This is a genomic window from Streptomyces sp. NPDC041108 (genome assembly GCF_055592645.1).
In genome coordinates this window covers 63,655-86,898 of the sequence record NZ_JBVIYK010000005.1, presented here as the reverse complement: position 1 = coordinate 86,898, position 23,244 = coordinate 63,655, and the positions used below count along the sequence as shown (strand labels likewise).

Below are 23,244 nucleotides of genomic sequence, written 5' to 3'. Positions count from 1 at the left end.
GGTCACGGCGGTGGGCGCCAGGGAAAACGAAGGTTCGTTCCGCCCCCTCCCCCAACGCCGAACCTCCGCCCGCCCGCCGCCCCCTGCACAAAACGAAGGTTCGTTCGCGGTGCCCGCCCCCGCCCCCTCCCCACCTACACCGGCTGCAGCCCCGGCACCCCCGCCTCCACCGCGAAGGACGCCACCGTGGAGATCCCCGCCCCCGTCGTCGTCACGTACGGCACGGCCTTGAAGTCGGCGCGGGCGGAATGACGGTCGAGGGTGACGGTGGTGTAGCCGCGGCGGCCGTTGTAGAAGCGCATGTGGGGGTTGGCGGTCATGTAGGTGTCCCAGTTGGCGGGCTTGTCGGAGCCGTTCCCGCCGCTGCTGATGGAGGAGGCGACGAGTTCCGTGCCGACGATCCGGGACGAGCGGTCGTCGAAGTCGCGCTTGATGTCGAAGGCGTAGCCGACGTGGACGTCTCCGGTGAGGACCATGAGGTTCTCTATGCCGGCGGCTTCGGCGCCGGCGAGGAGGCGTTCGCGGGAGGCGCGGTAGCCGTCCCAGGAGTCCATCGACACCTTGTAGACCTCACCGACGGCGTTGCGGCGCTGGGAGAAGGTGACCTGCTGCGGGAGGACGTTCCAGACAGCGTCGGACCGGTCCCAGCCGTTCAGGAGCCAGCGCTCCTGGGTGGCGCCCGTCATCGTGCGCGCCGGGTCGGCGGACTCCGGGCCGGGGATCTGCCAGCCGTCGCCCTGCGCCTGGTTGGAGCGGTACTGCCGGGTGTCGAGTATGTCGAACTGGGCGAGGCGGCCCCACCGGAAGCGGCGGTACAGCTTCATGTCGGGGCCGTCGGGGCGCTGGGGGCGGCGCAGGGGCTGGTTCTCCCAGTACGCCCGGTAGGCGGCGGCGCGGCGCAGCAGGAACTCCTCTGAGGGCTCGCCGCCGTCGGGGTTGTCGCCGGCGTAGTTGTTCTCGGTCTCGTGGTCGTCCCAGGTGACGACGAAGGGGTGCGCGGCGTGGGCGGCCCGCTGGTCGGGGTCGGTCTTGTGGAGGGCGTAGCGCAGGCGGTAGTCCTCCAGGGTGACCGTCTCGTGGTTGAAGACGTCGGGCAGGACGCGGTCGGTGTAGTTGCGGGCGCCGCCGACGGAGTTCACGGCGTACTCGTAGAGGTAGTCGCCTAGGTGGAATACGACGTCGAGGTCCTCGTCCGCGAGGTGCCGGTAGGCGGTGTAGTAGCCCTGGTCGTAGCGCTGGCAGGAGACGGCCGCGAAGTTGAGCGCGGTGGAGCCGGTCAGGTGGCCGGGGGCGGTGCGGGTGCGGCCGGTCTCGCTGATCCAGGTGCCGACGCGGAAGCGGTAGTAGTAGACGCGGCCGGGGGCGAGGAAGCCGACCTCGACGTGGACGGTGTGGTGGAACTCGGGGTGGGCGGTGGCGGTGCCGCGTCTGACGACGCGTCGGAATCTGTCGTCGTAGGCCAGTTCCCATGCGACCCTGACGCGTTCGGCGGGCAGGCCGCCGTCCGGCTGGTAGGGGGCCGGGGCGAGCCGGGTCCACAGGAGCACGGAGTCGGCCAGCGGGTCGCCGGAGGCCACCCCGAGGGTGAACGGGTCCTCGGTGATCTGCCCGGGGTCGAGCGTGGCGGCGGCCGCGGCGCCGGCCGCCGGGAGGTTGGTGGCGAAGGCGAGCGCGGCGGCGGCCCCCGTGACGGTGAGGAAGCGTCGGCGGTCGAAGTGCCGGGCGGCGGCGCGCAGTTCGGGTGCGTGGGACGAGCGGGACGGGGTCGGTCCATGGGTGGGGAGTGGCATCTGGCCCTCTTCTGAAGGTAGTTGTGCTTCGGTAGTGGAGTGGCCAGATTCGACGATCTTGTGTCACGTACACAACACCCAGATGGCGGACGAATGAGTTCCATATTCCGGGCCTCACCTGCGCCGCCCGACACACGGCCTCCCCTACGCTGCGAGCCCATGAAGGCTGAAGAGACCAAGATCGCGATCGTGACGGGTGCGGGCTCCGGGATCGGCCGTGCCGTGGCGGTGGAACTGCTGCGCGCCGGCTGGTCGGTGGCGCTGGCGGGCCGCCGCGAGGAGAAGCTCGCCGAGACCGCGGCCCAGGCCGGTGCCGGTGCCGGTGCCGGTGCCGGTGCCGGTGCCGGTGTCGATACCGATTCCGGTGCCGCCGCCGGCACAGCGGCGCGCCCGGGCACCGCCGCCCCGAAGGCGCTGGTCGTCCGTACGGACGTCTCACGGCCCGGCGACGTGGACGCGCTCCTCGCCGCCGCGCGCGAGCGGTTCGGACGGCTGGACCTGCTGTTCAACAACGCGGGCACGTTCGGGCCGGGCGGGGTGCCGGTGGAGGAGCTGGACTACGCGGCCTGGCGGCACGTCGTGGACACCAACCTCAACGGGGCGTTCCTGTGCGCGCAGGCGGCGTACCGGCAGATGAAGGAGCAGGATCCGCAAGGCGGCCGGATCATCAACAACGGCTCCATCTCCGCGCACACGCCGCGCCCGCACTCCGTGGCCTACACCGCGACCAAGCACGCGCTGACCGGCCTGACCAAGTCCCTCTCCCTGGACGGGCGGCCGTACGGCATCGCGGTCGGTCAGATCGACATCGGCAACGCGGCGACGGACATGACCGAGCGCATGGCGAACGGTGTGCTGCAGGCCAACGGGCAGCTCCTGCCCGAGCCGGTGATGGACGTGACCGATGTGGCGCGGACGGTACGGCACATGGCCGAGCTGCCGCTGGAGGCGAATGTGCAGTTCGCGACGGTGATGGCGACGACGATGCCGTACGTCGGACGGGGCTGAGCCACCGCCGGGAGGCCCGGTCCGCGGCCCGAAGGCCGGCGAGCCCTCCCCGCCGGGCCGCGACGGACGGTCTTCCAGTCCTCAACTTCCACAAACGGAAGCTGTTCCTCCGGTCCATTCGGGCACGTGGCGGGCATATGCTCAGGGCTCGCCTCCACGAGAGCTTCACACTTGGAGGCAGCGGCTTCCGTGACCAACCCGAGGGGGGAGGTGGCAGCCGTTCCATGCTCCGGAAGGGGGCGGACCTCGCGTGGGACCGCGGGGTAAGCACCGGAGCGCGGAGCGGCTGCCCACCGGACCGCTGCTACGGGCCGTGCCCGAGCGCGGGTGTCCGGCGGGTCCGGCCGGCCGCGCGTCGAGGGCGGCGGTGCCTCCCCGACGTCGACAGCCTCTCCCCACCAACCGCCCTCCGGGCCGTTCACCGACGGCCTTCCGCGCCGTTCACCGTCCCAGGATCCGGTCGATCTCGGCCACTTGGTCCGGGGTGAGCGGTCCCTTCGCGAGCGCGCCCGCGTTCTCCTCGGCCTGGGCGACCGACCGGAAACCGGGGATGGGCACGGTCCGCGGACTGCGGGCCCAGATCCAGGCGAGGGCACCCTGCGCGAGCGTACGGCCCTCGGTGGTGAGGATCTCGCGCAGCGCCTCGACCCGGCCGAGCCACTCGGGGTCGCCGCCTCCGCCGACGGTGAAGCCCTCCAGCCACGCGGGCGGGGTGCTGCGGATGTCGCCGGCCTCCAGGGCGCGCCCCGGGGCGTGCTTGCCGGTGAGCAGCCCCATGGCGAGCGGGCTGCGGTTGATGCTCGCCAGGTCGGACTCCTCGCACAACGCGAGGAGTCCGGGCGCGTCCTGGAGGATGTTCAGCCGGTGCTGCACGGCCGCGCAGTGCGGCCCTTCGGCGAACACGGCGGCGCGGTCCGGGTCGTCGGTGCTCCATGCGTAGGCCCGGATCAGCCCCTCCCGCACGAACTCCTCGCAGGCGTCGCGGAGCAGGGCCGCGCGCTCGGGGTCGGCGTCGGAGAGGTGGAACTGGTACAGGTCGACGTGGTCGGTGCCCAGGCGGTCCAGGGAGGCGGTGAGGGCGCGGCGGGCGTGGGCCGGGGTGTCGTCCTGGCCGGTGAGGGTGCGGGTGGCCGCATCGAAGACATTGCCCCACTTGGTGGCCACGACGACGTCCGCGCGACGCTTGCCGAGGGCGCGGCCGAGGACCCGCTCACTGTGCCCGGTGCCGTACGCGTCGGCCGTGTCGAAGAAGGTGACGCCGAGGTCGAGGGCGCGGTGGATCGCCCGTACGGACTCCTCGTCGTCCACCTTCCCCCAGCCGAGCGGCTGTCCGTCGGCGGCCTGCCACTCGCCGCCGATCGCCCAGCAGCCGAAACCGAGGGCGCTGACCCGGATGCCGCTGCGGCCGAGGGTCCGGGTGTACGGGTCGGTGTGCGTGTTCGTCTCCATGACCACGGACGTTAGGGGTTGGAGCGCACACGAACGCAAGCCCCCGGCACAAGCCCCCGGCCCCCGGTGCGGGTTCCGCGCTACGCCTGGCCCGTCTCGAAGCGGCTGATCCGGCCGTCCTCCGACACCGTGAAGCGCCACGCGGTGCGCATCTCGCCCCAGGTGTCGTTGCGGTAGTTGGCGACCAGGGCGCGGCCGCCGGCGGACTCGCGCTGGACCTCCATGTGGCCGTGGGAGGAGAAGATCTCCCGGTCGGTCCAGTCCGTGAGGTCACGGTCGGACCCGTCGTCCGACATGGTCGCGTCGTCCGTGAGGAGCGCGAAGAAGGCGTTCTGGTCGTGGGCGTTCACCGCGGCGACGAAGGCCCGGACGGCCGGGTCGCTGAGTTTGGCGGGTGCGATCGTCATGGCGGCCAGCCTCACACCCCGGGCGGCCACCCGCCACCGGAGGCGCGCGACGGGGCGACCCCCACCCGAACGGGCGCGCGGGCGGGTCGGGGAGGTGTCATCGGTGCGACGGTGGATACGCGGGGGGACGTACGCGCGTTCGCACTGGGGGATGCAGGCACGTTCGCACTGTCGGGTTCTCCGCCGGTACCGCCGGTACCTCTGCTGTTCGGGAGTGGTCATGACCTCGTTCGACCGACGTGATCTGGGGCTGTTGCTGCTCCGGCTGGGCACGGGCGGCGTCCTCGCCGCGCACGGCACGCAGAAGCTGTTCGGCTGGTTCGGCGGACACGGCATCGAGGGGACCGGCGCCTTCATGGAGTCCGTCGGGTACACGCCCGGCCGGGCGAGCGCCACCGCCGCCGGGCTGGCCGAGACGGGCGGCGGGGCGCTGCTCGCGCTGGGCCTCGCGACGCCCGCGGCCGGTGCGGCCGCGGCGGGAGCGATGGGCGGCGCCACCGCGATCCACGCGCCCAACGGGTTCTTCGCCGCCGAGGGTGGCTACGAGTACGCCGCGACCCTGGGCCTGGCCGCCGCCGGTCTCGCGATCGCCGGCCCCGGCCGGCTCTCCCTCGACCACGCGTTCCGCCATGTCTTCGACCGGGGCTGGATGGTCCCGGTGGCGCTGGCCGGTACGGCCGCGGTCACGGCGGTGGTCGTGGGCCTGCGCAACCAGCGGGTGCGCAAGGAGAAGGAGGGCGAGCAGGAAGCGCTGTTCGAGGAGTGACCCGTCGCTCCCGAACCCGGGGAGCCCGGGGAACGCGAGGAGCCCGGGGAGCCTGAGGAGCCCGGCAACTGCCCTTCTCCCGGCGGACGACAGCCTCGGCCCCTGCCCAGCGGCCCTTCTCACGGCCGACGTCGGCCTCGGCCCCTGCCCGGCGGCCGTCACTTTCCCGGACCGGCCCTCGCTGTCACAGGGGCGTGACAGGCTGCGCCCATGAGCGAGCAGCGGCACTCCGCCGACCCCGACGACCACCTCTGGCAGTCCGTCTCCCGCCTGCACGCCTGGCTGGAGGCGGACCAACCGCACGGCGGCCGGGAGGGCCTGCTGCTGCGGATGCTGAAGCTGCAGGAGGAGGTCGGCGAGGTCGCGCAGGCGGTCATCGGCGTGACCGGCCAGAACCCCCGCAAGGGCGTCACCCACACCTGGGACGACGTCGGCTCGGAGCTGTGCGACGTGGTCGTCACGGCCCTGGTCGCCCTGCGCACCCTCACCCCGGACGCCCGCGCGGTCTTCACGGCCCATCTGGACGGGGTCACCGCACGTTCGCTGGGCCCCGGCCGTGGGTGACGGCGCGTTCTGGATCGCCGCGCTCACCGCCGGCACCGCCGTCCTCGCGAGCTGGGTGACGAGCCGGGGGACCGCGCGGGCGGCGCGGATACAGGCGGACACGACGGCGGACGCGCAGCGCGTGGAGCGGCTGCGGGCGGCGCGGCGGGCGGCGTACGCGGAGTTCATGGAGCAGGCGCAGCGGCTGAACGACGTGCACTGGAAGGTGTCCGACGTGGTCCGGGGCGCCGAGGACGGGTTCGGGCCGGAGCGGATCGAGGAACTGCGGCGGCTGCGGGAACGGCAGCGGGACGAGTACGCCGCACTGCGGAACCTCACCTGGGTCGTCTCGCTGGAGGGGCCCGAGGACGTCGCCGCACTCGCCAACACCGTCCGGCGGGCGACGAACCCCTTCCACAAGGCGATCGAGGCCATGATCGAGGGCGACACCGGTGCCGTGGCGCGGTTCGACGGCTGCTACGCGCCGTTCTGGGACGCGCTGAGGGCCTTCATCAAGGCATCCCGCGACACCCTGCACTCCATGTAGAGGCACCCCGTGCAGAGACACTTCACGCAGAGGCACTCCGTGCAACCCCGTGCAGAGACACTTCACGCAGAGGCACTCCGTGGAGAGGCACCGTGCAGAGCGGCCTCCGGGTCACCCCGGTCATACCCCGGGTTGACCCGGAGGCCGTGCCGTACTGCGTTCTGAGTACCGGGGATTGTCGGCAGCCGCACGACGACGTGAGGGGGCTCCTGCCGGGAGTCTGGGCGGGTATCCGAGACCTCTTCCCCGACCTCTGACGTGGAGACCCGCGCCTCATGGCAACCTTCCTGTATCGGCTGGGCCGGCTGGCCTTCCGCAAACGCTGGTACGTCATCCTGATGTGGGTGGCCGTACTGGGCGCCGTCGGTGTCGGCGCCCTCAAGGCCCCGGGAGCCTCCGACGAGGAGTTCTCCATGCCGGGCATCGAGTCCCAGAAGGCGTTCGACCTGCTGGAGCAGCGCTTCCCCGGTGTCACCGCGGACGGCGCCACCGCCCGGGTCGTGTTCGTCGCCCCGAACGGTGAGAAGATCACCGCCACCGAGAACAAGAAGGCCGTCGAGGAGACCGTGGCCGATCTGGCGGACGGCTCGCAGGTGGCGAGCGCCGTCGACCCGTTCCAGGCCGGGGCGGTCAGCCAGGACGGCTCGACGGCCTACGCGACCGTCACCTACAAGGTCACGGCGGCCGAGCTCAGCGACGCCGGCAGGACCCACCTGGAGCACGCGCTGCAGGAGGCCCAGAAGTCCGGGCTGACCGTCGAGGCCGGCGGTACCGCGGTGGCCGAGCAGGGCGGTCCGGGCGGGGCGGCCGAGATCATCGGTGTCGCTCTCGCCGCCGTCGTGCTGCTGGTGACCTTCGGCTCGCTGGCCGCCGCCGGGCTGCCGCTGCTGACCGCGCTCGTCGGCGTCGGCCTCAGCATGGCCACGATCCTCGCCCTGTCGGAGGCCTTCGGCCTGTCCACCACGACCGGCACGCTCGCGATGATGCTGGGCCTCGCGGTCGGCATCGACTACGCCCTGTTCGTCGTCTCCCGCTACCGCGAGGAGCGTGCCGGGGGCCGTACGCCCGAGGAGGCGACCGCGCTGGCCACCGGCACGGCCGGCTCGGCGGTGGTGTTCGCCGGGCTCACCGTCGTCATCGCGCTGGCCGGACTGACCGTGGTCGGCATCCCCATGCTGACGAAGATGGGGCTGGCCGCCGCGGGCGCGGTCGTCGTCGCCGTACTGATCGCGCTGACCCTGGTGCCGGCCGTCCTCGGCTGCTGGCCGAACGCCGTGCTCTCGCGCAAGGCCCGCAGGAGCGGCCGTATCGAGGAGGAGGCCAAGGACAACGGCGGCACCCGCTGGTCCCGGTTCGTGCTGCGCCGCCCGGTGCCGGTGCTGCTCCTCGGCGTCGTCGGTCTCGGCGCCCTCGCGGTCCCGATGACCGATCTGCAGCTGGGCATGCCCGGTGACGAGGCCAAGTCGACGTCCACCACCGAGCGGCGGGCCTACGACGCGCTAGCCGAGGGCTTCGGGCCCGGCTTCAACGGGCCGCTGACGATCGTGGTGGACGCCAAGGGCGCCGACGACGCGAAGGGCGCCGCGGAGAAGGTCGCGAAGGAGATCGGGGCCACCGAAGGGATCGTGTCGGTCTCCCCCGCGCGCTTCAACGAGGCCGGCGACACCGCCGTCTTCTCGGCGGTGCCCGTGACGGCGCCGACCGACGAGAAGACCAAGGACCTGGTGACCGTCATCCGCGACGAGCGGCCCGCGATCGAGTCCGAGACGGGAGCGACGTTCGAGGTCACCGGCACCACCGCGCTGAACATCGACATCTCCGGCAAGGTGCAGTCCGCGCTGGTCCCGTATCTGCTGGTCGTGGTGGGTCTGGCCGTCATCCTGCTGATGGTCGTCTTCCGCTCCCTGCTCGTCCCGCTGAAGGCCGCCGCCGGCTTCCTGCTGTCGGTGCTCGCCTCGCTCGGCGTGGTGGTCCTGGTCTTCCAGCAGGGTCACGGCGCGGAGCTGCTGGGGGTGGAGCAGACCGGCCCGATCATGAGCCTGATGCCGATCTTCCTGGTGGGCATCGTGTTCGGCCTCGCGATGGACTACGAGGTGTTCCTCGTCTCGCGGATGCGGGAGGCGTACGTCCACGGCGACCGGGCCGACGAGGCGATCACCAGCGGCTTCCGGCACAGCGCCCGGGTGGTGGTGGCCGCCGCCCTGATCATGATCGCGGTGTTCGCCGGCTTCATCGGCGAGAGCGACTCCATGATCAAGATGATCGGGTTCGGGCTGGCCTCGGCGGTCCTGTTCGACGCGTTCGTCGTCCGGATGGCGATCGTGCCGGCCGTGCTCACCCTGCTCGGCGACCGGGCCTGGTGGCTGCCGAAGTGGCTGGACCGGGCGCTGCCGCGGGTGGATGTGGAGGGTGAGGCGCTGACCCGTCACGCCGACGCGGCTCCGGCCCCGGCCGAGACGGCCGAGCTGGAAGTGACCCGCACCTGATCCGGCCGCTCCCCTCCCTCCCCCACCCCCCACCGGGGCCGCCCGTGGCGAAGGACACGGGCGGCCCCCGGGGCGTTCACCCACCGCGTCGACCACGATGGTCCCAGTCCACCGACCGGAGTCACCGATGAGCCTTCGTCCCCTCAGCCGGGAACGGCGTTACACGGACCGTCTGGAGGAGTTCTCCGACCGCCACCACTTCGTCGTCGACCTGGTCCTGGCCCTGGCGCTGATGGGCTGCGCCACCCTCGGCAGCGCGCTCACCCTGCCGGGCGCCAGGCCGCCGGACCAGGACAAGGTCGGTGTGGCGCTCATGGGCGTGTCCTGTCTCGCGCTGCTGAAGCACCGCGCCTACCCGCGCTTCACCCTCGTCGTGACCGCGGTCTGCACCGGCGTCGCCGTCGCGCTGGGCTATCTGCTCACCCCCCTGCTGCTGGCGCCGATCATGGCCTCGCTGTACTGGCTGGCCTCGCTCACCGACCGCCGGACCACCCGCGTCTACGGCTGCACCACCATCGCGGCGATGACGCTCGCCGCGGTGTTCTCCGACTCCATGGACCAGCTCTCGCTGGTGCTCAGGACCATCGGCCCCGCATTCTGGCTGCTGCTGCCGCTCGCCGCGGGCCGGGGCACACTGGCGCGGCGGGCCTATCTGAAGTCGGTGCAGTCCCGAGCCGAGCACGCCGAGCGCACCCGGGAGGAGGAGGCCCGTCTGCGGGTCACCGAGGAACGGATGCGCATCGCCCGCGACCTGCACGACGTGGTCGCCCACCATCTGGCCCTGGCCAACGCCCAGGCGGGCACCGCCGCGCACCTCACCCGTACGGATCCGGAGCAGGCCCACCGCATCCTCACCGACCTGACCGCCACCACCTCGGCGGCGCTGCGCGAGCTGAAGAGCACGGTCGGGGTGCTGCGCCGGCCCGACGACCCCGAGGCCCCGCTGGCCCCCACCCCCGGCCTCGGCCAGCTCCCGGAGCTGACGAGCGCCTGCGAGTCCGCCGGTCTCACGGTCTCCGTCGCCACGGAGGGCGTCCCCGGGCCGCTCGACCCCGGAGTGGACCTGACCGCCTACCGGATCGTGCAGGAGGCCCTCACCAACGTCAGCAAGCACGCGGCGGTGGACGCGGCGCGCATCCGCCTCGTGTACGAGGAGTCCCGTCTGACGATCACCGTCACCGACGACGGCGCGCCCGCCCCCGGCGGCCCTCCCGGACCCGGCCGGGGCTTCGGGCTCATCGGCATGCGCGAGCGCGCCCAGTCCGTCGGCGGCTGTCTGAGCGCCGGCCGCCGTCCCGAGGGCGGCTTCGAGGTCACCACCGACCTCCCGCTGCGCCCCCGCGCCCGGACCCGCCCCGCCCTCCCCGAACCGGACGCGGCAGCCACCCATGACCTGCGGAAGTAGAACAGCACCATGACCATTCGCGTCCTGCTCGCCGACGACCAGGCCCTGCTGCGGGCCACGTTCCGGATTCTCGTCGACTCCTGCCCGGACATGGAGGTGGTCGCCGAGGCCGCCGACGGTCAGGAGGCGGTCGACCTCGTCCGCGTCCACCGCCCCGACGTGGTCCTCATGGACATCCGGATGCCCGGCACCGACGGGCTCACCGCCACGTCCGTGATCTGCGCCGACGAGGAACTGACCGACACCCGCGTACTGATCCTCACGACCTTCGAGATCGACGAGTACGTGGCCCAGGCACTGCGCTCCGGCGCCAGCGGCTTCCTGGGCAAGGACGTCACCGCCGACCTGCTCCTCGACGGCATCCGCACCGTGGCCGCGGGCGACACCCTCCTCTCCCCCGCCGCCACCCGCACCCTCATCACCCGCTTCCTCGCCGCCCCGGCCCCCGGCAGCCGGCTCACCACCCCCGACCGGCTGGGCACGCTCACCAGCCGCGAACGCGAGGTGATGTCCCTGGCCGCCGAGGGCAGCTCCAACGACGAGATCGCGGAGAAGCTGTACGTGAGCCCCCTGACGGTACGGACCCACGTCCACCGGGCGATGACGAAGCTGGGGGCCCGCGACCGGGCCCAACTGGTCGTCATGGCGTACCAGTCGGGCCTGGTGCGGGTCACACCGCCGGAGTGACCGCTGCTCCCGGTCTACTCCTTGTAGAACGTGGCGTCCTGCCGGTCGAGGGCCGTGCCGACCGGCTGGGTGTACAGCAGGTTCTCGTAGTGCCGGATGTACCGGCCGGGGAAGTTGTACGACTCGTACGAGACCCCGGCCGCGGTGTCGGCCAGACCGGCCCGCTGGAAGAAGGAGGCATCGGCGTCGAAGAGGGCCGTGCCGTCGTCCTTCTCCACCCACACCTCGTTGTTCTTGTGGCGGAGGTAGTAGCCGGGGAAGTTCGCCGACTCCAGCGAGACCGTGCCGCTGCCCGTCAGACCGGTGACGATCCGGAACTGCGAGTCGGCCAGGTTGGTGACGTCGGCCTCCAGCTTGGCGCGGTACTCCCAGTGCCGGATGAACTTGCCCGGGTAGTTGAACGAGGACAGCCGGACCGGGGTCGCGCCGTCGGCGACGGGGATGCCGAAGTTGGGTGTGCCGTCGGCGTTCCAGTACAGCTTCTGGTAACGGGTTCGGCGGTTGGGGTCGTTGAGCGGGTCGCCGCTGATGTCCTTGTAGTTGCGGTCGTGGTAGACGAGGATGTCGGACTTTCCGTCCTCGGACGTGGTGAAGGTGTTGTGGCCGGGGCCGTACTGGCCGGTCCGGTCGTTGCTCTTGAAGACCGGGTTGGGGGTCTTGACCCAGGAGGCCGGGTTCATCAGGTCGGCCGAGTCGGAGGCGGTCAGCAGGCCGAGGCAGTAGTTGGCGTCGGTGGCGGCGGCCGAGAAGGTCATGAAGACCTTGCCGCCCCGCTGGATGACCGCCGGGCCCTCGTTGACGGTGTGGCCGACCTTCTCCCAGGCGGCGGTGGGCCGGGAGATCATGACCGGACTGCCCTGGATCGTCCAGGGGTTGGACATCTTCGCCAGGTAGATGTTGGTGCCGTCACCGACCGCCGGGTCGTTCTGCGCCCAGCTCAGGTAGCGGGTGCCGCCGACGGTGAAGGTCGTCGCGTCGAGCGAGAAGGTGTCGAGCGGGAGGGCGATGCGGCCCTTCTCCGTCCAGGTGCCGGTGATCGGGTTGGCGGCGCTGGTCTCCAGGACGTACGGGCGGATCTTCCAGATGTCGTTGGAGGAACCGGCGGTGAAGTAGACGTACCACTTGCCGTCGATGAAGTGGATCTCCGGGGCCCAGATGTGGGCGCCCATCTCACCGCTGGCGTGCTTGGTCCAGATGGTGGTCTCCGCGGCCGTGGCGAGGCCCTGGAGGGTGGTGGCCCGCCGCATCACGATCTTGTCGTACGCGGGGACGGTGGCCGTGAAGTAGTAGTAGCCGTCGGTGTGCTTGAAGATGTGCGGGTCGGCCCGCTGGGTGGCTATCGGGTTGGTGAAGGTGACGGCGGGGGACGCGGGGGCGGCCGCCTGGGCGGGAGTGGTCATGGTGGTGAGCACGGCGAGCGCCGCGGCACCGGCCACGGCGGCCTTGGTGAAGAGTTGTCTCATGGGTAGGGGTGTCTCCTGGTTCAGGCGGTCGTGGGGACGAGCCGCCACTGCTGGCAGTTGTTGTTCAGCCAGGACCACTGGCGTACGTCGGTGCCGTTGGCGGTGCCGCAGTCGGCGACGTCCATGACCTTGCCGGTGGAGGCGTTGACGATCCGGACCTGGTCTCCGCCGAGGTAGACCATGCGGAACTTCTGGCAGTTGTTGTTCAGCCAGGACCACTGGCGCACGTCGGTGCCGTCGGCGCTCGCGCAGTCGGCGATGTCGGCGACCTTGCCGCTGCCGACGTTGACCAGACGGCTGGTGTCGTCGGCGCGGTCCTCGATCCGCCACTTCTGGTTGGCCCCGCCGTTGCAGGTCCACTGGAAGATGTTGGCGCCGTCGGCGGTGCTGCCGCCGTTGACGTCCAGGCACTTGCCGCTGTTGCGGTTGACGATGGTGTACGCGGTCGGTGTCGTCGCCGTCTCGCCGGACGGGCCGGCGACGGTCGCGCCGAGGGCGACCGGGGTGCCGAAGTTCGGCGTGCCGTCCGCGTTCCAGGTGAACTTCTGGGCACGGGTCGTACGGCCGTTGTCGCAGCCGTCGCTCGCGGCGTCGTTGGCGTGGTAGACGATCCAGTTCTCGGTGCCGTCCGGCGAGGTGAAGAAGCCGTTGTGGCCGGGCGCGTACACGCCGTTGGCGTCGCTGCGCTCGAAGACCGGCGTCTGCTTCTTCGTCCAGGAGGAGGCCAGCAGCGGGTCGGAACCGGTGAGTTCGAGCTGACCGAGCTTGTAGTCGGGGCCCCAGCAGGCGCTCGCGGAGTAGACGAGGAAGGTGCGGCCGTTGCGGTAGAGCGGCTCGGGGCCCTCGTTCACCTCACCGCTCTGCGTCTCCCAGCTCAGCGTCGGGCTGGAGATGACGGTGAAGGTGGAGGAGGCGAGGGTGTAGGGGTTGCTGAGCGGCGCGATGACGAGGCTCTGCTTGCTGCCCCCGGCCGAACCGCTGCCGACCAGGTACAGCTTGTTGTCGTGCTTGAGCACGCTGGCGTCGATCAGCCAGCCGCCCGGGTTGAGGTTGGATCCGGCGAGCTGGTTCTTGAAGGTGTACGGCCCCATCGGGTCGGACCCGGCGCTCTCCAGCACGTACGTGCGCTGGTCGTCGCAGCAGGCGGAGTTGCGCGGCCCGGCGGAGTAGTACAGGTACCACTTGCCGTCGAGGAAGTGGATCTCCGGGGCCCACATGTTCCAGTTGCGGCTGCTCGTACTGTCCGACCACACCTGCACACTGGGCGCGGTGCTCAGCCCGGCCAGCGTGGGCGACTTCCGCATGGTCAGCTCACCGGTGAACGAGGTCGTCACCAGGTAGTAGTTGCCGTTGTAGTACTCCAGCCACGGGTCGGCGCCCTTCTGCGACTTGACCGGGTTGGTGTACGGCCTGCCGTCGGCCGCTGCGGCGGGCGGGGCCGGCTGGACGGCGAGGAGTGACGCGAAGAGGGCCAGCAGCGCGGCGCTCAGCGCCGTCCAGCGCCGAGGCGACCACCGAGGGGTGGGCACGCGAGCGGGGGTGGGAAACACGACAAGTCCCTTCCGGGAGCGGCTCGAAACGACCTTGTCCGAAATAACGAACAGTGTGCGTAACTTCGGCCAGAAGGTAAGGGTGAGGCGCGAGAGACGTCAATGGATGCGACAGGTTCCGTCGTCGCCGGTGCCCGCGCGAGGTCGCACCGCGATGTCCGTGCGAGGCGCTCCGGTGGTGCTCGCGCGCGGGCCCGGGGGTAGTGGCCACGAGGGCGCACGCCGGGCCCGAGCGTGCGGAGTGCACGGGCCGGGTGTGCTGAGTGCACGGGCCGTGCGTGCCGAGCGCACAGGCCGCCCGTGCAATGTGCATGGTCGGGTTCGTGCGCATCTCACAAGGGTCCGGTGACAGACGAACGATGTCCGTGCTCCCCCGCTCTGTCATGGTGGGAGAGGAAGACATCGGACCAGGACAACCGCTCAGGAGGGCACCTGATCGGGAGGCTTCCGTGGACAAGCGGTACGAGGTCTACTGCCTCACCCACCCGCACTTCTATGACGCCCCGTCCTCGCACGGCGGGACACACGGCCGGTTCCGGCAGACGGGAGCCCCCGTCCCCGGATCGTGGCAGCGCGAGAAGATCGGCGAGTGGCTTGCCCTGCGTCCCGTGGGCATACGTCTCCCCCCGCAGGGCTGGAAGATCCACGTCTCGGCCTGCCTGGACAACGCCCAGACCGTCCTGGACGAGGTGTGGGACTACTGCGTACCGCGCCGTATCGCGTTCAAGTTCCTCCCCGGCCTGGAGACCCTGTTCCTCGCCAACGCCAAATACGCGCACCGCGGTTCCAGCGGGAAGTTCGTGACCGTGTACCCGACGGACGAGGCCGAGTGCGAGCGCGTCCTCACCGAACTGGGCGACATCCTCGACGGCCGTCCCGGACCGTACATACTCAGTGATCTGCGCTGGCGCGACGGCCCGCTCCACGTCAGGTACGGCGCCTTCGCCGACCGCTACTGCGTGTCGGCCGACGGGGTGGTGGAGCAAGCGGTGGCGGACCCCTCGGGACGTCTGGTGCCCGACGTGCGCGGCCCCGTCTTCCGGCTGCCGGAGTGGGTGGAGCTGCCCGGCTTCCTCGAACCCCACCTCGCCGCGAGCCGCCGGACCACTGTCGCCGACCTGCCCTACCGCATCGACAGGGCACTGCACTTCTCCAACGGCGGCGGGCTGTACGCCGGGGTGGACAGGCGTACCGAGGACCGTGTCGTCCTCAAGGAGGCCCGGCCCCACGCGGGACTGACCCCGGACGGCGCGGACGCCGTCACCCGGCTGCGGCGTGAGCGGGAGGCCCTGGAACGGCTGCGCGGACTGGCCTGCGTGCCCGCGCTCCGCGACCACTTCGAGCTCGGCGGCCACCACTTCGTCGTCGAGGACCTCATCGAGGGAAAGCCCCTGCACCAGCTGATCGTCGAGCGCAGCCCGCTCGCCGCGCTGGACCCGGACCCGGCCGCCTTCGCCGACTACACCACCTGGGCGCTGGACGTGTTCCGGCGGGTGCGGGACGCCGTCGCGGCGGTCCATGAGCGGGGCATCGTCATCGGTGACGTGCACACCTTCAACGTCATGGTCCGCCCCGACGACACGGTGGTCCTGATCGACTTCGAGGGCGCGTCGGACGTGGCACACGCCCGGCACCAGGTCCTCGCGGCCCCCGGCTTCCACGCCCCGCGCACCGCCACCGGTTTCGACATCGACCGCTACGCGCTGGCCTGCCTGGAGATCTGTCTGTTCCTGCCGCTGACCGGACTGATCGAGCTGGACCGCGGCAAGGCGGCCCAGCTGGCCGGGGAGGCCGGCCGGTTGTTCCCGCTCCCCGGCCGCCTCCTCGACGAGGCCGTGCGCACGATCACCGGCGACGGCCGGACGGACACCGGGACGCATCCCGCGAGCACCGGCGGGACCGACGCCGAACCCGTCTCGAACCCGACCACGCCGGCTGGCTGCGCGCCCGCGAGTCGATCACGTCCGCGATCCTCGCCTCCGCCACGCCCGAACGCGACGACCGGCTCTTCCCGGGCGACATCGAGCAGTTCACCGCGCCCGGCGGCGGCCTCGGCCTGGCCCACGGCGCGGCCGGGGTGCTGTACGCGCTGGACGTGACAGGGGCCGGACGCCACGAGGACCACGAGGACTGGCTGATCCGGCACGCACTCCAGCCACCGCCCGGCAGCCGCCTCGGCCTCTACGACGGCCTGCTCGGCGTGGCGTTCGTCCTCGACCGCCTCGGCCACCACGAGGAAGCCGTCAAGATCGTCGACATGTGTCTCGGCGAGCGCTGGCAGAACCTGGCCCTCGACCTCAAGGGCGGGTTGTCCGGCCTGGGCCTCGGCCTGCTGCGTTTCGCCGTCACCACCGGCGACGCCGCCTTCCGCGACGCCGCCCGGCGCGTGGCGGCGGCCGTCGCCGACCGGCTGGGACCCGCCGACGCAGTACCGGAGACCAGCGGCGGCGACCACCCGCGAGCAGGGCTGATGTACGGCTCGTCCGGGCCCGCGCTGCTGTTCCTGCGCCTGTACGAACACGACGGCGACCCGGCTCATCTGGACCTCGCCGCGACCGCCCTGCGCCAGGACCTGCGCCGCTGCGTGGTCCGCGAGGAAGGCTCGATGGAGGTGAACGAGGGGTACCGCACCATGCCCTATCTCGCCGACGGCAGCGTCGGCATCGGCATGGTCCTCGAAGACTTCCTGGCCCGGCGCGCGGACGACGAGTTCGCGACCGCCGCCGACGCGATCCGCGAGGCCTCCCGGGCGTCGTTCTACGTCGAACCCGGTCTCTTCGACGGTGTCGCCGGGATGATCCTCCACCGCAGTCGCGCCCACCCGCCCGGCACCGCCGCCGCGCGGGACCCCGTGGTCGCGGCCCACATCCGCCGGCTGGCCCGCCACGCCTGCGTACTCGACGGCCGACTCGCCTTCCCCGGCGAGCAGTTGATGCGGCTGTCCATGGACCTGGCCACCGGCGGCGCGGGCGTCGTGCTCGCCCTGGGCGCCGCGTGCCACTCCGCCCCCACCGGACTGCCCTTCCTGACACCGGGCCTGTCCGCGCTCGACATCACCGTCCCCGACGACGTTCGAGAAAGGAGGTGAACACGTATGTCACTCCTCGAACTGCAGGGTCTGACCATCGAGTCGGAGACCGGCCTGAAGCCGCCGCCGGGCAGCCGGGCGAGCAAGGGTTGTTTCCTCGGAGGAGGAAGCCTCTTCAGCCTCCTGTTCTGTTAGTGGCCAGGCTCCTGGCACGACGGCGGGGGCACCTCGGGTGCCCCCGCCCCTTGCCCCCTCGGCCCAGGAACCGAAAGTCCGGCCGGGGGAACCGTACGAGACGGGAGCGGCCGTGAAGCGACGCGACCAACGCGGGGACCGACGCGCGGCGGACCGTCTGCTGCTGACGGTGGTCCGGCGAGGCGGAGCCTGGGGTGCGGTCCTGGCCGCCACGTCCCTGCTGCTCTCCGGGGTGTACGTCGTCCTGCCCGCCCTCATGGGCCGTACCGTCGACGCCGTCCTGGGCTCCGGTGACGTCACCCTGTGGCTGACGCTGTCGGCCGTCGCCGTCGCGCTGCTGATCGTGTGCGACGCGCTGGACGACTACGCCGGAGCCGTCGCCAACGCCCGGTCCACCGCCTGGCTGCGGCACACCCTGCTCGGGCACGTCCTCGACATGGGCCCCCGGGCGACCCGCCGCCACACCCCCGGCGACCTGACGGCGCGTCTGGTGGGCAACACGAGCCGGGCGGGCAGCGCCCCCTCGGGGCTGGTGTGGGCGGTGACCGAACTGATCCCGCCCCTCGGAGCCGTGGTGGCGCTTGCCCTGATCGACCCCTGGCTGTGCCTCACCTTCGTCGCCGGGCTCCCGCTGATCGTCCTCGTGGTCCACGCCTTCGCCCGCGACGTCTCCGACGTCAACGACCGCTACTTCGCCGCCCAGGGCCGTATCGCCACCCGGCTCGCCGACGCCCTCACCGGAATCCGCACCATCACCGCCGCCGGGACCCTGGCCCGCGAGACCGACCGCGTCCTCGCTCCCCTGCCCGAACTCCACCGCCACGGCCGGGGAATGTGGCGCGCCCTCTCACGCGTCTCCACCGGGGACGCCACGATCGTTCCCCTGCTCGAGATCGCCGTCCTGGCCGTGGCCGGACTGGAACTCGCCCGTGACCGCATCACCCCGGGACAGCTGCTGGCCGCGACCGAGTACGTCGTCCTGGCCACCGGCGTCAGCTCCCTGGTCGCCTCCGTCGGCAAACTGGCCCTCGCCCGCGCCACCGCCGGGCGGGTCGCCGAGGTGATGGACTCACCCCCGATGACCTACGGCGACGCACGGCTGCCCACCGGAGGCGGCGGCCGGCTGGAGTTCCACCGCGTGACCGTACGCGCTCCCGAGGGCGCCACCGTCCTGGACGGCATCGACCTGGAGGTGGTGCCGGGCACCCTGACCGCCGTCGTGGGCCGGTCGGGCTCCGGCAAGTCCCTGCTGGCCGCACTCGCCGGCCGGCTCACCGACCCCGACGACGGCGAGATACGGCTCGACGGGGTACCACTGCGCGACCTGACCCACGGCGACCTGCGGCAGGCCGTCGCCTACGGCTTCGAACGCCCCACACTGCTGGGCGAGACCTTCGCCGAGGCGATCGCCCTCGGCCCTTCGCCACAGCGCGTGCCGGACGCGGCGGTGCGGGAGGCCGCGGCCACCGCCCGCGCGGACACCTTCCTACGGACCATGCCCGACGGCTACGCGTCCGCCGTCGCCACCGCCCCGCTGTCCGGCGGGGAGACCCAACGGGTCGGCCTGGCCCGCGCCTTCGCCCAGTCCGCCCGGGTCGGCCGCCTGCTCGTCCTCGACGATGTCACCGCCAGCCTCGACACCGTCACCGAGCACGAGATCACCCAGGTCCTCACCGGCTCCGGCCCCCTCGCCGCCCGCACCCGGCTCGTCGTCACCCACCGCGCCTCCACCGCCGCCCGCGCCGACCTCGTCGTCTGGCTCGACGCGGGCCGCGTCCGAGGCCGGGACACCCACCGGGCACTGTGGACCGATGCGGGATACCGAGCCGTCTTCCGCCCGGACGGCGAGACGCCACGCCCACACCCTGCCGAGAACGCCACGTCCCGTCCCGAACGCCCCGGCCCACGCCCGACGCCGTCCCACGACGGCGGACGCCCCGCCTCGCAGTCCCACGGAGGCGGGCGGTGAACCCGGGGGCACGTCGTCTGCTGCGCTCCACGCTCCGCACACGACGCCGTCAGTTCGTCCGGCTCGCCGGCTGGTCGCTGGTCCAGGCCGTACCCGCACTGCTGTCCGGCCTACTGGTCGCCCGGGCCGTCGACGACGGCTTCCTCGCGGACCACGTCCCCGAGGGCCTCGGCTGGCTCGGGCTGCTGGCCGTCGCCACCCTGGTCGGCGCCTGGGGCACGCGGCAGACCACGCTCCAACTGGCCGAGGTCGTCGAACCGTTCCGGGACGACCTGGTCGCCCTCGTCACCACCGGCACACTGCACCGCTCCGCGCGTCTGGGCCTGCCCCCCGACACGGCGGGCGTGGCCCGGCTGACCGAACAGGTGGAGATCGCCCGGGAGTCGTACGGGGCGGTCGTGATGTTCGTGCAGACCTTCGCGGTGACGGCGGTGAGCGTGCTGTTCGGTCTGACCGCGCTCGACCCCGCTCTCCTCCTGTTCGTCGTACCGCCCCTCACGGCCGGGCTCACCCTGTTCCTCCTGGCCCTGCGCGCCCTGGCGGCCCGGCAGCGCGCGGTCGTACTCGCCGACGAGGCGATCGCCGAGCAGGTGAGCACGGTGGCCGGCGGGCTCCGGGACGTGACGGCCTGCGGCGCCGAGCATCTGGTACGCCGCCGGATCGACGCCCGCGTCGACAAGGCCGCCGAGGCGGCCCGCGCCCTGGCCCGCCTCACCGCCCTGCGCACCGCCGCCCTGGGCATAGGCGGCTGGCTGCCGTTCGTCCTCATCCTGGCCGGCACCCCCTGGCTGCTCCGCGGCGGAATGACCATCGGCGCGATCCTGGGCGCCCTGACCTACCTCTCCCAGAGCCTCCAGCCGGCCCTCCAGAACTTCGTCCGCGGCGTCGGCGCCAGCGGCCTGTGGCTCCTCGTCACCACCGCCCGCATCCTGGAGACGACGTCCGCCCGGGCGACACGGGCGCCTGCGTCGCCGGCGGATTCGGAGCGGGCGGGGTCCGCGTCCCCGGCGGAAGAGGGATCCGTGTCGTCCGGGCCGGGCGACGGGGCTGCCGGAGCGACGCCCGGGACGGCGCCGGAGCCGTGGCCCGCGGACGGCGGCGTCGAACTGCGTGGGGTCACCTTCGGTTACGCCCGATCCGCCGAACCCGTCGTCAGGGACCTCGACCTCACTCTCACGCCGGGCACCCATCTGGCGGTGGTCGGCCCCAGCGGCGCCGGCAAGTCCACGCTCGCCGCGCTCGTCGCCGGGGTGCTGGAACCGCAGGAGGGCCTTGTGCGGCTGGGCGGCGCCCCCGTCCGTCCGCCGGACGGGGACCCTTCGCCGACGGCTCCGCACGGGCTGTCGGGCTCGCGTGTGCTGATCCCGCAGGAGGCATACGTCTTCACCGGCACGCTGCGCGAGAACCTCTCCTACCTCCACCCCACGGCCACACCGGCCGACCTCGACTCGGCCGTCGACGCCATCGGCGCGGCCCCTCTCGCCGAACGCCTGGGCGGCTACGACGCACCGGTGGACCCGGCCCAGCTCTCCGCCGGGGAGCGCCAGCTGATCGCCCTGGTCCGCGCCCTGCTGCCCCCCGCCCGCCTGGTCCTGCTGGACGAGGCCACCTGCCACCTCGACCCGGCCGCCGAGGCGGTCGCCGAACGTGCTTTCGCCGAACGCCCCGCCACCCTGATCGTCTGCGCCCACCGGATCAGCTCCGCCCTGCGCGCCGACCTGGTCCTCGTCCTGGACGGCCCACGCCACCACCTTGGCACCCACGACCGCCTGATGGCCGACTGCGCCCTCTACCGCGACCTGATCGGCCACTGGGACCACGAGACGACCGACACGGCGGATACGGCGGATACGGCGGATACGGCGGACCGAGCCGGCTGGACCGGCCGGGCCGACACGGCGAGCGGTGTCCGGCACTGATCCAGCGGGGTCACCGGTTGGTCTTGCCTACAACCACCCCGACTCCCGGGCGATCCGGATCGCGTCGATGCGGTTGCGCGCCTCGGTCTTCCTGGAGACGGCGTTCAGATGATTGCGGACCGTCCCCACCGACAACGACAGCCGTTCGGCGATCTCACGGGTCGGAACGCCGTCCGCCGCCAGCCGCAGCACCTCCAGCTCCCTCGGCGTCAACGGACTCTCCGCCGAGGACAGCGCCAGCAGGGCCAGCTCCGGATCGACGAACCGCTCCCCCGCCGCCACCTTGCGCACCCCTTCCGCCAGGATGCCGCTGGGACCGTTCTTGCCGATGAGGCCCGCGACCCGCAACGCCAGCGCCTGCCGCAGGAAACCGGCGGTCGCCGACTGGGTCACCAACAGCGTCCGGCACTCCGGCAACCGCAGGGCCAGTTCCCGTGACGTACCGAGTGCCCCGTCCTCACCGCTGCCGCCGTCGCTGTCGATGACGACCACATCGGGCCGGTGCGACAGCGCCCGCGCCACCGTCTGCTCGGGCGTCGGACACGCAGCGACCACCTCGATGTCCTCCTCACGGGCCAGCAAGGCGGCGAGGGCCCCGCGCATCAACTCCGTCTCCTCGACAAGCAGCACACGGATCAACGTCGCTCCCGCCCGGTCACCAGCGGCCTCCCTCGCACGGCGTGCCTCTGACACCGCCACAACACCGTACGACGTATGCCCCCCCTATCACCCTGATTGCCGGACGCCTCGCCCCCTCAGAGGCGGCTGCGGACGAACACATCCCCGATCAGGTTCGTGTCCTCGGGCACGAGGCCGGGGTGGTACGACTCGAAGACGACGGTCGACTCGTCCCCGCTCAGCGCCGCGTCCCCCACGGTGACGGGCTTGCCGTCCTGCCCCGGCGACAGGAGCTCCTCGTTCCCGGTGCACAGGTCGCGCAGGGTCAGCCCGAGGGAGGTGCGGTTCATGTCCGCCGTGTTCAGCAGCAGCTTCGAACCGTCGCGGGACAGATCCGAGACCAGGGTGAGATCGGTGGGGGCGTGGCCGTCGTACCGCCGGAGAGTGCCGGTGCGCAGGTCGCGGACGAAGGCGTTCCACGAGGTGCTGGTGTTCCCGTTGGGATCGACGCCGGGTACCAGGTTGCTGGCTACGGAATTGAAGCCGACCTTGGAGCCGTCGGCGCTCAGCACCGGGGCGATCGCCGACTTGTCGGCCACCGCCCCGTCATGGGTGGCATCGGCGTGCACGGTACGTCCGCTCCTGCGGTCGTAGACCAGGATGTCACCCTGGTCATCGTCGGACGGCCCCGAGTAGCCCTCGAGATAGGCGACCTTGCGTCCGTCCGCGCTCATCGAGATCTGGTCGCACCGATGGAAGTTCTTGGACCCGTCCGAGTCCCGGCTGACCCGCCGCACCGTGCCCGTGCTCCGGTCCAGCAGCATGACCCGGCAGGAGAACGCCCCGTTCGGATCGGCGGCGGGCCGGGCGACGAAGGCGACGTACCGCCCGTCGGCGCTGACCGGCGCGATGCCGTAGGAGATCTGGTAGCCGTCACCCGTGGCGGGCGCCAGCCGCTGCGTGTCCCCCGTACTCAGGTCCATGACATGCACGGAGGAGGTGGCGGTCGTGGCCGCGTACGAACCGAAGGTCAGAAACCGCCCCGACTCGGACAACTGCGGAGTCGAGGTCGTCTCCCCCGGCACGGCGACGCGCCGCAACGGCTCCCCGGGCCCGGGCCGGTAGTACACGCTGTTCCGCACGTCCGTGCCGGGCCCGAGGTTGGTGGCCGACGACACGAAGGCCACGACGCTCCCGTCCGCGCTGACGACGGGGTCGGTGGAGTGGCCGTTGCCGCCGGTGATGCCGTCGGGGGCCACGCTGATCCGCTCGGTGCGCGGGGCGAGCGACGGCGCCGCGTCCCCGCCATCGGCGTGCGCGGGCAGGACGGGAGTGACGACGGCAGCCACCAGAGCGGCGTTCACGAGCATGCGTAAGGACGGTCTCATCAACCCGGCTCCCCCTTCGACCAGGG

Annotated in this window: 17 protein-coding genes and 1 pseudogene; 11 read left to right on the top strand and 7 right to left on the bottom strand. The window is 72.0% G+C overall.

Annotated features, from left to right (window positions below):
- Positions 1–134 precede the first annotated feature (134 nt).
- Positions 135–1,790 (bottom strand): alkaline phosphatase D family protein, encoded by a 1,656-nt coding sequence (locus tag ACZ6BB_RS16105; RefSeq protein WP_471615810.1) that lies wholly within the window; start codon positions 1,788–1,790, stop codon positions 135–137.
- A gap of 159 nt (positions 1,791–1,949) precedes the next feature.
- Here ACZ6BB_RS16105 and ACZ6BB_RS16100 point away from each other — a divergent pair, with 159 nt between their 5' ends.
- Positions 1,950–2,798, top strand: a complete 849-nt coding sequence (locus tag ACZ6BB_RS16100) for an SDR family oxidoreductase (RefSeq protein WP_471615809.1) — start codon at positions 1,950–1,952, stop codon at positions 2,796–2,798.
- 441 nt (positions 2,799–3,239) lie between these two features.
- On the opposite strand, the gene ACZ6BB_RS16095 is transcribed toward ACZ6BB_RS16100, so the two are convergent.
- Both ACZ6BB_RS16095 and ACZ6BB_RS16090 read right to left on the bottom strand, forming a co-directional pair.
- Positions 3,240–4,247: an aldo/keto reductase gene (locus ACZ6BB_RS16095; protein WP_471615808.1), complete on the bottom strand. Its 1,008-nt coding sequence runs from the start codon at positions 4,245–4,247 to the stop codon at positions 3,240–3,242.
- Between the two features lie 80 nt (positions 4,248–4,327).
- On the bottom strand, positions 4,328–4,654 hold the full coding sequence (locus ACZ6BB_RS16090; protein ID WP_275458966.1) for a nuclear transport factor 2-like protein: 327 nt from the start codon (positions 4,652–4,654) through the stop codon (positions 4,328–4,330).
- A gap of 220 nt (positions 4,655–4,874) precedes the next feature.
- Between ACZ6BB_RS16090 and ACZ6BB_RS16085 the strand changes: the two genes are divergently transcribed.
- From ACZ6BB_RS16085 to ACZ6BB_RS16060, 6 genes are all read left to right on the top strand, one after another.
- Positions 4,875–5,420, top strand: coding sequence for a DoxX family membrane protein (locus ACZ6BB_RS16085; RefSeq protein ID WP_471615807.1), 546 nt, complete (start codon positions 4,875–4,877; stop codon positions 5,418–5,420).
- Positions 5,421–5,630: 210 nt separating this feature from the next.
- On the top strand, positions 5,631–5,984 hold the full coding sequence (locus ACZ6BB_RS16080; protein ID WP_409094417.1) for a MazG-like family protein: 354 nt from the start codon (positions 5,631–5,633) through the stop codon (positions 5,982–5,984).
- Complete coding sequence (locus tag ACZ6BB_RS16075; RefSeq protein ID WP_471615806.1) at positions 5,977–6,510, top strand: hypothetical protein; 534 nt, start codon at positions 5,977–5,979, stop codon at positions 6,508–6,510. Before ACZ6BB_RS16080 ends, ACZ6BB_RS16075 begins: the two co-directional genes overlap by 8 nt.
- A gap of 275 nt (positions 6,511–6,785) precedes the next feature.
- The gene (locus ACZ6BB_RS16070; RefSeq protein WP_471615805.1) at positions 6,786–8,996 is read left to right on the top strand and encodes an MMPL family transporter; all 2,211 of its coding nucleotides are present in this window, start codon (positions 6,786–6,788) and stop codon (positions 8,994–8,996) included.
- 127 nt (positions 8,997–9,123) lie between these two features.
- Positions 9,124–10,401, top strand: a complete 1,278-nt coding sequence (locus ACZ6BB_RS16065) for a sensor histidine kinase (protein WP_471615804.1) — start codon at positions 9,124–9,126, stop codon at positions 10,399–10,401.
- A gap of 9 nt (positions 10,402–10,410) precedes the next feature.
- Positions 10,411–11,088, top strand: a complete 678-nt coding sequence (locus ACZ6BB_RS16060) for a response regulator transcription factor (protein ID WP_471615803.1) — start codon at positions 10,411–10,413, stop codon at positions 11,086–11,088.
- A gap of 14 nt (positions 11,089–11,102) precedes the next feature.
- Here the strand turns inward: ACZ6BB_RS16060 and ACZ6BB_RS16055 are convergent, their stop codons facing one another.
- The gene (locus ACZ6BB_RS16055) at positions 11,103–12,551 is read right to left on the bottom strand and encodes a family 43 glycosylhydrolase (RefSeq protein ID WP_471615802.1); all 1,449 of its coding nucleotides are present in this window, start codon (positions 12,549–12,551) and stop codon (positions 11,103–11,105) included.
- A gap of 20 nt (positions 12,552–12,571) precedes the next feature.
- On the bottom strand, positions 12,572–14,080 hold the full coding sequence (locus ACZ6BB_RS16050) for a family 43 glycosylhydrolase (RefSeq protein ID WP_471615801.1): 1,509 nt from the start codon (positions 14,078–14,080) through the stop codon (positions 12,572–12,574).
- A 470-nt stretch (positions 14,081–14,550) separates the two neighbouring features.
- Between ACZ6BB_RS16050 and lanKC the strand changes: the two are divergent.
- The 4 genes and pseudogenes from lanKC to ACZ6BB_RS16030 all read left to right on the top strand — a co-directional run bounded on the left by lanKC (position 14,551) and on the right by ACZ6BB_RS16030 (position 21,212).
- Positions 14,551–17,189: pseudogene (gene lanKC, locus ACZ6BB_RS16045) on the top strand (class III lanthionine synthetase LanKC).
- A 6-nt stretch (positions 17,190–17,195) separates the two neighbouring features.
- A complete protein-coding gene (locus ACZ6BB_RS16040) occupies positions 17,196–17,324 on the top strand; it encodes a SapB/AmfS family lanthipeptide (protein WP_005478547.1) in 129 nt (42 codons plus the stop codon).
- A 112-nt stretch (positions 17,325–17,436) separates the two neighbouring features.
- Complete coding sequence (locus tag ACZ6BB_RS16035; RefSeq protein WP_471615800.1) at positions 17,437–19,293, top strand: ABC transporter ATP-binding protein; 1,857 nt, start codon at positions 17,437–17,439, stop codon at positions 19,291–19,293.
- Complete coding sequence (locus ACZ6BB_RS16030; RefSeq protein ID WP_471615799.1) at positions 19,290–21,212, top strand: ATP-binding cassette domain-containing protein; 1,923 nt, start codon at positions 19,290–19,292, stop codon at positions 21,210–21,212. The genes ACZ6BB_RS16035 and ACZ6BB_RS16030 overlap by 4 nt, the downstream gene beginning before the upstream one ends.
- Positions 21,213–21,239: 27 nt before the next feature.
- On the opposite strand, the gene ACZ6BB_RS16025 is transcribed toward ACZ6BB_RS16030, so the two are convergent.
- Both ACZ6BB_RS16025 and ACZ6BB_RS16020 read right to left on the bottom strand, forming a co-directional pair.
- Positions 21,240–21,851 (bottom strand): response regulator transcription factor, encoded by a 612-nt coding sequence (locus ACZ6BB_RS16025; RefSeq protein ID WP_471615798.1) that lies wholly within the window; start codon positions 21,849–21,851, stop codon positions 21,240–21,242.
- A 116-nt stretch (positions 21,852–21,967) separates the two neighbouring features.
- The gene (locus ACZ6BB_RS16020; RefSeq protein WP_471615797.1) at positions 21,968–23,218 is read right to left on the bottom strand and encodes a hypothetical protein; all 1,251 of its coding nucleotides are present in this window, start codon (positions 23,216–23,218) and stop codon (positions 21,968–21,970) included.
- Between the last annotated feature and the right edge of the window lie 26 nt (positions 23,219–23,244).

What these genes read in the sequence shown, in the direction of transcription:
- ACZ6BB_RS16095 (WP_471615808.1), bottom strand. Translation starts at nt 4,247, where the DNA reads ATGGAGACGAACACGCACACCGACCCGTACACCCGGACCCTCGGCCGC.
- ACZ6BB_RS16055 (WP_471615802.1), bottom strand. Translation starts at nt 12,551, where the DNA reads ATGAGACAACTCTTCACCAAGGCCGCCGTGGCCGGTGCCGCGGCGCTC.
- ACZ6BB_RS16085 (WP_471615807.1), top strand. Translation starts at nt 4,875, where the DNA reads ATGACCTCGTTCGACCGACGTGATCTGGGGCTGTTGCTGCTCCGGCTG.
- ACZ6BB_RS16080 (WP_409094417.1), top strand. Translation starts at nt 5,631, where the DNA reads ATGAGCGAGCAGCGGCACTCCGCCGACCCCGACGACCACCTCTGGCAG.
- ACZ6BB_RS16105 (WP_471615810.1), bottom strand. Translation starts at nt 1,790, where the DNA reads ATGCCACTCCCCACCCATGGACCGACCCCGTCCCGCTCGTCCCACGCA.
- ACZ6BB_RS16060 (WP_471615803.1), top strand. Translation starts at nt 10,411, where the DNA reads ATGACCATTCGCGTCCTGCTCGCCGACGACCAGGCCCTGCTGCGGGCC.
- ACZ6BB_RS16100 (WP_471615809.1), top strand. Translation starts at nt 1,950, where the DNA reads ATGAAGGCTGAAGAGACCAAGATCGCGATCGTGACGGGTGCGGGCTCC.
- ACZ6BB_RS16065 (WP_471615804.1), top strand. Translation starts at nt 9,124, where the DNA reads ATGAGCCTTCGTCCCCTCAGCCGGGAACGGCGTTACACGGACCGTCTG.
- ACZ6BB_RS16090 (WP_275458966.1), bottom strand. Translation starts at nt 4,654, where the DNA reads ATGACGATCGCACCCGCCAAACTCAGCGACCCGGCCGTCCGGGCCTTC.
- ACZ6BB_RS16070 (WP_471615805.1), top strand. Translation starts at nt 6,786, where the DNA reads ATGGCAACCTTCCTGTATCGGCTGGGCCGGCTGGCCTTCCGCAAACGC.
- ACZ6BB_RS16040 (WP_005478547.1), top strand. Translation starts at nt 17,196, where the DNA reads ATGTCACTCCTCGAACTGCAGGGTCTGACCATCGAGTCGGAGACCGGC.
- ACZ6BB_RS16020 (WP_471615797.1), bottom strand. Translation starts at nt 23,218, where the DNA reads ATGAGACCGTCCTTACGCATGCTCGTGAACGCCGCTCTGGTGGCTGCC.